This is a genomic window from Methanosarcina sp. 1.H.A.2.2 (assembly GCF_000979975.1).
Taxonomy (GTDB): Archaea; Halobacteriota; Methanosarcinia; order Methanosarcinales; family Methanosarcinaceae; genus Methanosarcina.
The window spans coordinates 1-7,824 of record NZ_JJQL01000047.1 but is presented as its reverse complement, the minus strand read 5'-3'; the positions used below and the strand labels follow the sequence as shown (position 1 = coordinate 7,824).

Annotated in this window: 5 protein-coding genes; all 5 read right to left on the bottom strand. The window is 41.9% G+C overall.

Annotated elements, in window-relative coordinates; genetic code table 11:
* Positions 1-83: 83 nt before the first annotated feature.
* Positions 84-521, bottom strand: coding sequence for a hypothetical protein (locus EO93_RS07210; RefSeq protein ID WP_156161252.1), 438 nt, complete (start codon positions 519-521; stop codon positions 84-86).
* A gap of 206 nt (positions 522-727) precedes the next feature.
* On the bottom strand, positions 728-1,054 hold the full coding sequence (locus EO93_RS07205) for a hypothetical protein (RefSeq protein ID WP_048161722.1): 327 nt from the start codon (positions 1,052-1,054) through the stop codon (positions 728-730).
* 5 nt (positions 1,055-1,059) lie between these two features.
* Positions 1,060-2,151, bottom strand: coding sequence for an RHS repeat domain-containing protein (locus EO93_RS16495; RefSeq protein ID WP_200898094.1), 1,092 nt, complete (start codon positions 2,149-2,151; stop codon positions 1,060-1,062).
* A 15-nt stretch (positions 2,152-2,166) separates the two neighbouring features.
* On the bottom strand, positions 2,167-2,367 hold the full coding sequence (locus EO93_RS07195) for a DUF4926 domain-containing protein (protein WP_048161721.1): 201 nt from the start codon (positions 2,365-2,367) through the stop codon (positions 2,167-2,169).
* A 9-nt stretch (positions 2,368-2,376) separates the two neighbouring features.
* Positions 2,377-7,638 (bottom strand): DUF2341 domain-containing protein, encoded by a 5,262-nt coding sequence (locus tag EO93_RS07190; RefSeq protein WP_162198688.1) that lies wholly within the window; start codon positions 7,636-7,638, stop codon positions 2,377-2,379.
* Positions 7,639-7,824 lie beyond the last annotated feature (186 nt).

Below are 7,824 nucleotides of genomic sequence, written 5' to 3'. Positions count from 1 at the left end.
ATCCCAAGTTGAAGTCGTCAACTTAATTAATTTTTTGTTAGACTGTAAATAATCATAGCCAAGAGCCTTTCTTTTTTAAGATCTTAGAAACTCCGGTCAAAGACTGGAAAACCGTCACTATCAAAAAGAACACCGGTCTTTGGATGTTTTGTTCCTGCAAGATGTCCGTTTTGAATAAGATTTCCATCCTTGAGATACTTTTTTCCATCTGCCGTCTTATCAAACAGCTTAAGTGAGTCACCAACATCATCAATATGAGTAACTGTTTCCTCCAGAGCCTGAACTCCAAGCCTTCCACCTGTCACACCCGGTGCCAGAGCACATACAACATCAGTAGCAAGACCTATGTAGGTCCACTTATCAGCATTCCCGGTACGAATATCGTTAATGTCCATTGCAAGGAACGCTACATCAATGGCAGTCTCAACATAGTGCCCGCTCGGATCAGTATACTTCACCGGATTGTTCAGAGCATAAGAATACCTGTTCAACGCCTGCGGATTATACGGATCAGGAAGCAATGTATACGGTTGGATGAAAACTAATTATTCAAAAATGAAAAAACACCATTTCTCAGCTAAAGTATGTCATTGGACAGATTAAGTATTCATAAAATTAATGCGAGTATATTGTATTAGATATGGTCTAAAACAAGTATGTCAGGATCGATAATAAAAATGTGACTTGAAAAATTGATAATAAGGGAATGATTCCCTTAATCTTATTATTAAGTTTGTTCAGTTGATTTTAGCAACCTCCTGACAATCTCCACGCATTCTTCCATATATTTATGCAATTGTTTATAATCTCTGGTACTTTTATTGTAAAGAAAATTCTCCCAATCACAATTTTTAACAATTACTATTCTAAAGGAGCCTTCTGGCGAAAATGCCGGATACCAACCAACGTCAATAGTGTAACGTGTATTGTCAACATTATAATTTACTTGAAACATATCTTCATCATATGATTGATAATCAGGATTTTCACCCTGATCAATTGGATACGGGTTATAAATGTATTCTTTTGAGTTAAAATTAATATCTTCAAACATTTATATCACTTCAAACTATCATCTTTTAACAATTTATTATATCTTGATTCATCAATAGGTCTGCCGTGTATGAATCCATCACTATACTCTACCTGAACATAATGAGTTTCTTTTCCAGAACTTGCACCAATCACATCATCAAACTTCATAATGCTGTATGTTTTCCCATTTTGCTCAATCTTAGTTCCTTCTTTCCATACCATCGTTTCCAGTTCTTTTATATTATTAGCATTAAGGTCTTGAACATATTTTGCGCTTCCATGTTTTGTCCCTTTTACGACATCTTTCCATGGCAACTTTGAACTTGCCATATGCTTATGGGCATGGTCCAACCATTTTACGTTGTCAACGACATCCAATCCGTTGTCTACTGTTTTTACAAACTCTTCTGTATTAGTGACAGCTTTTTCAGCATCAATAGCTTTATCTATCTCATTGGCAGCTTTAATCCCTTTTACTCCAAGTCCACCACCTGTTGCAAGAGGTACAACAGCACACACCCCGTCTGCACCAAGTGCACCCCAGGCCCACAGGTCAGATGGATCCTGTCTGATGTCATTCAAATCCATCAAAATAAATGCAGCATCAAGAGCAGTATCGACAATATGCCCGCTTGGATCAGTATACTTCACCGGGTTGTTCAGAGCATAAGAATACCTGTTCAACGCCTGTGGATTATACGGGTCAGGAAGCAGCGTATCCGGCTGAACGAAAACCCTGTACTCAGGCGAATAATACCTTGCACCGTAGTACATCAACCCGGTATCGTCATCGTTCTCCTGCCCTGTAAACCCATATTTCTCAAGACCGCCTGACCGAACCTGTCCGTATGGGAAGTAATCGGTTCGTTCGACCTCATGTCCGGTTTCGTCAACCATCAGGGAAGTGCTGCCTATATGGTCGGAGAGGTACCACTCCATACCTTCGGATGTTTCTTTGGCTACGCGTTCATCATCGCGGAAGAAGTAGCTGGTGGATGTGCCGTTATCAATTTCGTAGAACTTGTTAATGTAATAGGTGAAAAATATAAGTTTCAGGAGAATGGGATGGTGCCATAGATTATCCATAAGAGATATTTTGGCACCGTTGTCATTCACCTGCTTGATGCTTATTTACGTTTCTTCTACTCTTTCAATTTCATCTGGCAAAAAAACCAATTGTTTGGAATTATTGTCTTTGTCCACAAATTCAACTTCATAAGCTTCATTTGGCTTACTAAAAGCGATAATTATGGCGCCAATATCTCCTTTTTTGACACCTTCTTCAGGAATGTCTTTCTTTGTTCTTACGATGTCCAGTTCTGAAAACTTCATGTTAATTCCTCACTTTACGAACAGAGTTGTTAACCTTGGGCTATCAGATCCTGCATCTAAAATCCAACCGGTTCTAACAGTAGCAACGTTACCATTTGCACCAGTTATCGCCATGTCTACAGTATACCTTTGCCCGTATCTATCCAATTTACCAACATTCGCCTGACTTTCTGGCAGCTTTGAATAAATCTGTTCAATCAAGTCATCAGCATTTGACCGATCATAGCCAAGAGCACTCTTGAAAACTCTAGCTTTATTAGAGCCTACTGGGTTATTTGGGTTTAAAGCATAATCAGTTATTTTTCTTGAATCAATTTTAGCATTTTTAAAGTTTGGCAACTGATTCAAAACTTTTCCAGCGTCTCCAACGTGATTAACAGCTTGTCCCGCATCAATCGCATTATCCACTTTCTTCTCTACACCCGCCGTCTTGTCCATCCGATTAAAGAAGCCTGCAAGATCATCACCATGAGTAACTGTTTCCTCCAGAGCCTGAACCCCAAGCCTTCCGCCTGTAACACCCGGCGCCAGAGCACATACAACATCAGTAGCAAGACCGATGTAGGTCCATTTATCAGCATTCCCGCTGCGGATGTCGTTGATGTCCATTGCAAGGAACGCTACATCAATGGCAGTCTCAACATAATGTCCGCTCGGATCAGTATACTTCACCGGATTATTCAACGCATAAGAATACCTGTTCAATGCCTGCGGATTATAAGGATCAGGAAGCATCGTATCCGGCTGAACGAAAACCCTGTACTCAGGCGAATAATACCTCGCACCGTAGTACATCAGCCCGGTATCTGCATCGTTCTCCTGCCCTGTAAACCCGTATTTTTCCAGACCGCCTGACCGGACCTGCCCGTATGGGAAGTAATCGGTTCGTTCGACTTCAAGTCTGGTTTCATCAACCATCAGGGAAGTGCTGCCTATATGATCTGAAAGGTACCACTCCATGCCTTCGGATGTTTGTTTGGCTACGCGTTCGTCGTCGCGGAAGAAGTAGCTGGTGGATGTACCGTTATCGATTTCGTAGAACTTGTTAATGTAATAGGTGAATTCTCCACCGGAGTTCTGTTTCTTGATTCTCTGGCCGTTTGCATCGTACCAGTACTTTTCCACAAGGGAATTGTTAGTAGAGTAACGGACCTCACTTAACTGGTTGGCATCGTTGTAGACGTAGATGAAATCCTCATCGTCGATCAGGTTTCCGTTTGCATCATAGTCGAGGGTGTTTCCGTTGTAGGTAACAGGTGCGTGGGACGGCGTCGCAGAGTAATCATAAGAGGAGATTGTGGCGCCGTTATTAGTTACCTGCCTGATACTGCCATACTGGTCGTAGGTGAAGTCTCTCTGGTAGGTAGGGACGCTGTTGACCGACATATCCGCGCTGACCAGCCTGTCAAGGTCGTCGTATCCGTAGGTTTTTACGGAATTTTGGGTGTTGTCCGCGATCTCGAGGACATTGCCGACGTTATCGAAATCGTAGTTGAGGTCCTGGAGGCCTGCAGCATAGATTCTGTCCAGCAGCAGTTTTTGACTGTCGTAGGTATAGGTTGTGACCACACCGTTGGAATATTCCTTTCTTGTGATCTGGTTCCTTGCGTTGTAGTCAAGGTCATCGATCACGCCGTTCACACTTTCAAGAAGGGTCTGCGCATTGTATGTCAGGCTGACGGCTTTGCCGTTCGGGTAGGTGATGCCTGTGACCCTGTCCATGCTGTCATAATCATAGGACGTGGTGTAGGGTGTACCGTCAATGGTTAAGGTTTCGCTTTCTACCCTGTAGCGCAGGTCGTAGTCGTAACTTGATGATGCGGACCCCTTTGTTACCTGGGAAAGCGTACCTTTAAACTCAAGGTCATAGGTGAAATTGATATCCTCATCATTAGGGTAATCTATTGCAGTAACCCTGTCCAGGTCATCATAATTGAGGATTGTTGAAACTCCCCGGGAATCGGTCTGGTTTATCAGGTTGCCGTTCAGGTCGTATTCGTATGTCCAGCTGCCCATGTCAGGGTCATCCATTGCCACCTTCCTGCCAAGGGAATCATAAGTAAGACAAACACTGGATGGAGGTCTGGTGCCTGGGATGACTGGAGAACCAGGTGAAATTTCAATTAGATTATTCAGGGCATCGTAATCGTAGGATGTAACGTAAGTTTCACCTTCGTTAAATTCATAGACCTTGACAATATTTCCGAAAACATCACTTGTTAATGTTTTGTCAACTCCGTTCTGGTTTGTAATCTTGGTGTTGTCAAGTTCGTAATTATATCTCAGGGTAGTGCCATCAGTATTGGTGATTACCGTTGGCCGTCCGGTTGCATCGTACTCGTAGGTTACGGATAAGCCTGATTGATCCGAATAATGCGGGACTTCAGCACTTTCCAGAAAGCCCAGTTCATTATATGCGGTGTTCTGGACAATCCAGCCGTCTTCCCCTTCATACTTTTTCTGGATTAGTTGACCGAAGCCGTCATATGAGTCGGTAGAATCAAAAGTTGAATGATTTGGAGATTTGGAAATTGTATAAGTTGGTTCGGAAGATGCATATTTACGTACAAAGAGATTCTTGACTTTAAATGTATTCTTGTCTCTCAAAAGAGCACCGGAAGTGAAGTGGGGTAGTCGAATTGTCCCATGTGTATTTTCAAATTCTCCCAGAACATTGATTTTCTCAATTCCATTAACGTAAAGTGCAACATTGGAACCACCGAATTTGAAGACCATATCTGTCCAAGTATACTCTGGGTACATGACTCTATTATCAAGATATATCTCTTCCTCACTACCTGAAGTGTAATAACTCAAAAGTGTTTGGCTAGTATATATATGTGAATTGTAATACCATCCATCTGTGACCCCCTTATACTCCATGTAATAACCAGTACCATAAGAAACGTCAGCGAAGTGACCTATTTCTGTAGGCCCATAATAATCTATATGCAAGACTATTGGATCTTCAAAGTTAACTCTAGATTCAAGTACACTTCCACCTAAACTTATTGCTGAGGTAGATCTAGGTTCAATAGTAGAAGTATAAACACCATCTGACACCGAATAAGAAATCCGATACATGCGGTAATCATCATAGCTCGTTCTTATCCATTTACTTGAATTTATGGAATTGCCCTCGAACATATCATAAAATATCATAACTTCATCGATGCTTGATTTGGAGCTCACTGTCGGATTACCATAGTACATCCTGACTGTAGTATTCTCTGTGCCGTCGATTACCGGAACTTTTACCCAGACCTTTGCAGAAATATAATCGGTCTTTTCCTCGATCCAGTATGGAAGCAGAACTCCGTTTCCGTCTGTAAACCGAATGTCATCAAAATCAGGCTGCATCTCAGGATCGTAACTGACGTTAAAACTCATCTGGTAATCAGTCAGGGTACCGTCTGAGGATGGAGAAATTGTAATAAGTGTGGAATTACAGAACACGGCATTATCGACAAGATGGGTGTCGCCTTTTTCCTTTGTTTTGGTTGATATTTTTTCAGGTGCTACGCCATCTTGATAATATGTATATTCTATGGACGGAGAATCAGGCGTGTCATCGACCTTCAGTATCCTTGTTATTCTGTGCAGATCGTCATAGATATATTCCGTAGAAATACCATTACTGTCTGTTATTTTTGTTATCCTGCCAAGGTTATTGTATTCGTAACATTCTCTTTGGCCCAGAGCGTTTTCAATGGAAACGGGGTATAAATTGTTTGCATCATACTCTATGTTCTTTGAAGCCCCTTCCGGATTTGTAATCCGGATTATGTTTCCATATGCATCATAATCGTACAGAACATTGGGATTATCTCCCAAATTGTTCCATGATACTGTTTTAGTGAGCTGCCCTTTGCTGATGGCACTGTTGTCATTTGTTTCGTCATAATAGTACCATGATTCGCTCTTCTTTACATGATCGGAGTCTTCCACCCATTCATGCGTTTTTTTTCCGAGGATCCACGGATTTACTGCATTGACATATTCAAAATGGTAATATTTTCCATCTCCGGTAGTGTTCACATCGCCGTAATCTGTTATGGAAAGCGGGTTCCCGTAATCGTCATATTCGTTATATTTGATGAAAGAGGACCAGCCAGCTGAACTGGACGGGTTTTGTACAAGCCCGTCAAACTTTGTTTTGGACTCCGAGTCCAGCAAAATCAGGTTGACATCAGGGTACATTTCCTGAGCAGTATATTCCGCGTTCGAGGAACTGTATAGGTTTCCGTTTTTGTCCCAGACTTCAGTATGATGTTCGATGCCCTTGAGCACATTGTCCTGATGGAAAAAGTGTTTTACTATCGAATACTCGTTTTCAACGGTAACCTCGCCAAATCCTCTGAATTCGATTTCTTCCGGTGGGTCGAAATACTGCATTCCGTTTTTATAGGTGTAATCGGTTGTTGAAACTATACTTCCCATGCCTGTAATACCATTATCTCTTGTCACACTGCTTGTGACCCACATACTCATGGTCAAATCCGAAACGCCGTCTTCCCCGGTGTTATCGAAGAGCGTAGAAGGTTCATATTTTATGGTCGTGCTTCCACCGGTTGGGTGCTGTATTTTTTTGAGCAGGCCCTGTGTTTTGTAATTTTCTGTGCTCTCAGTGTTAGTGTTTATCCAGGTATGGTAATCACCATAACCTGCTTTGATAATGTCTGTCAGCCCATCTCCATTCAAATCTGCAAACCGTACTCCCTGATCTTTGTTGTAGCTTGCGATCAGTGTAGGAGGATTCCATGAGTTATCTCTTTCCCAGCCACTACCAGTGTTTATCCAGGCATCGTAAGTATATCCTACATTGTCATAAATACTCTTAAGAATATCTGCCAAACCATCTCCATTAACATCTACTAAGACTACACCAGTATTAAATGAGGCAAGTGATACTGGGGATCCCCATGAATTATCCTGTTCCCAGCCACTACCGGTGTTTAACCATGCAGAGCGTAGTGTAACGATATCAACCAATCCGTCTCCGTTAAGGTCAGCGAGTTGTATTCCTACATTAACATCAGCATATGATAAATAAGTAGGCGGGTTCCAGGAATTATCCTGTATCCAGCCTTCACCGGTATTGAGATAAGCATCATAGTATTCAGTTCCAAGATCATTTTTGTAACCCATAATTATGTCAACTAATCCATCTCCGTTGACATCTAAAACTCTTACACCATAATCATTTGACCAGCCAAAATCCAGTGGAGGTATCCATGAATTGTTTTGTTCCCACCCGGTGCCGGTATTCAACCAGGCAGAAGAAATGTAAAATCCATGCTGGATAATATCAACTAATCCGTCGCCGTTGACATCTGCAAGGCGAGCCCCACCATCATGATTTAGCCCCCTCTTTACTTCGTTACTCAGAGAAAGCTTGTAATTCCTTCCTTTCTTTAATGCCGTAATTTACAGTTATCCCCACTAAAAGTACAGCTA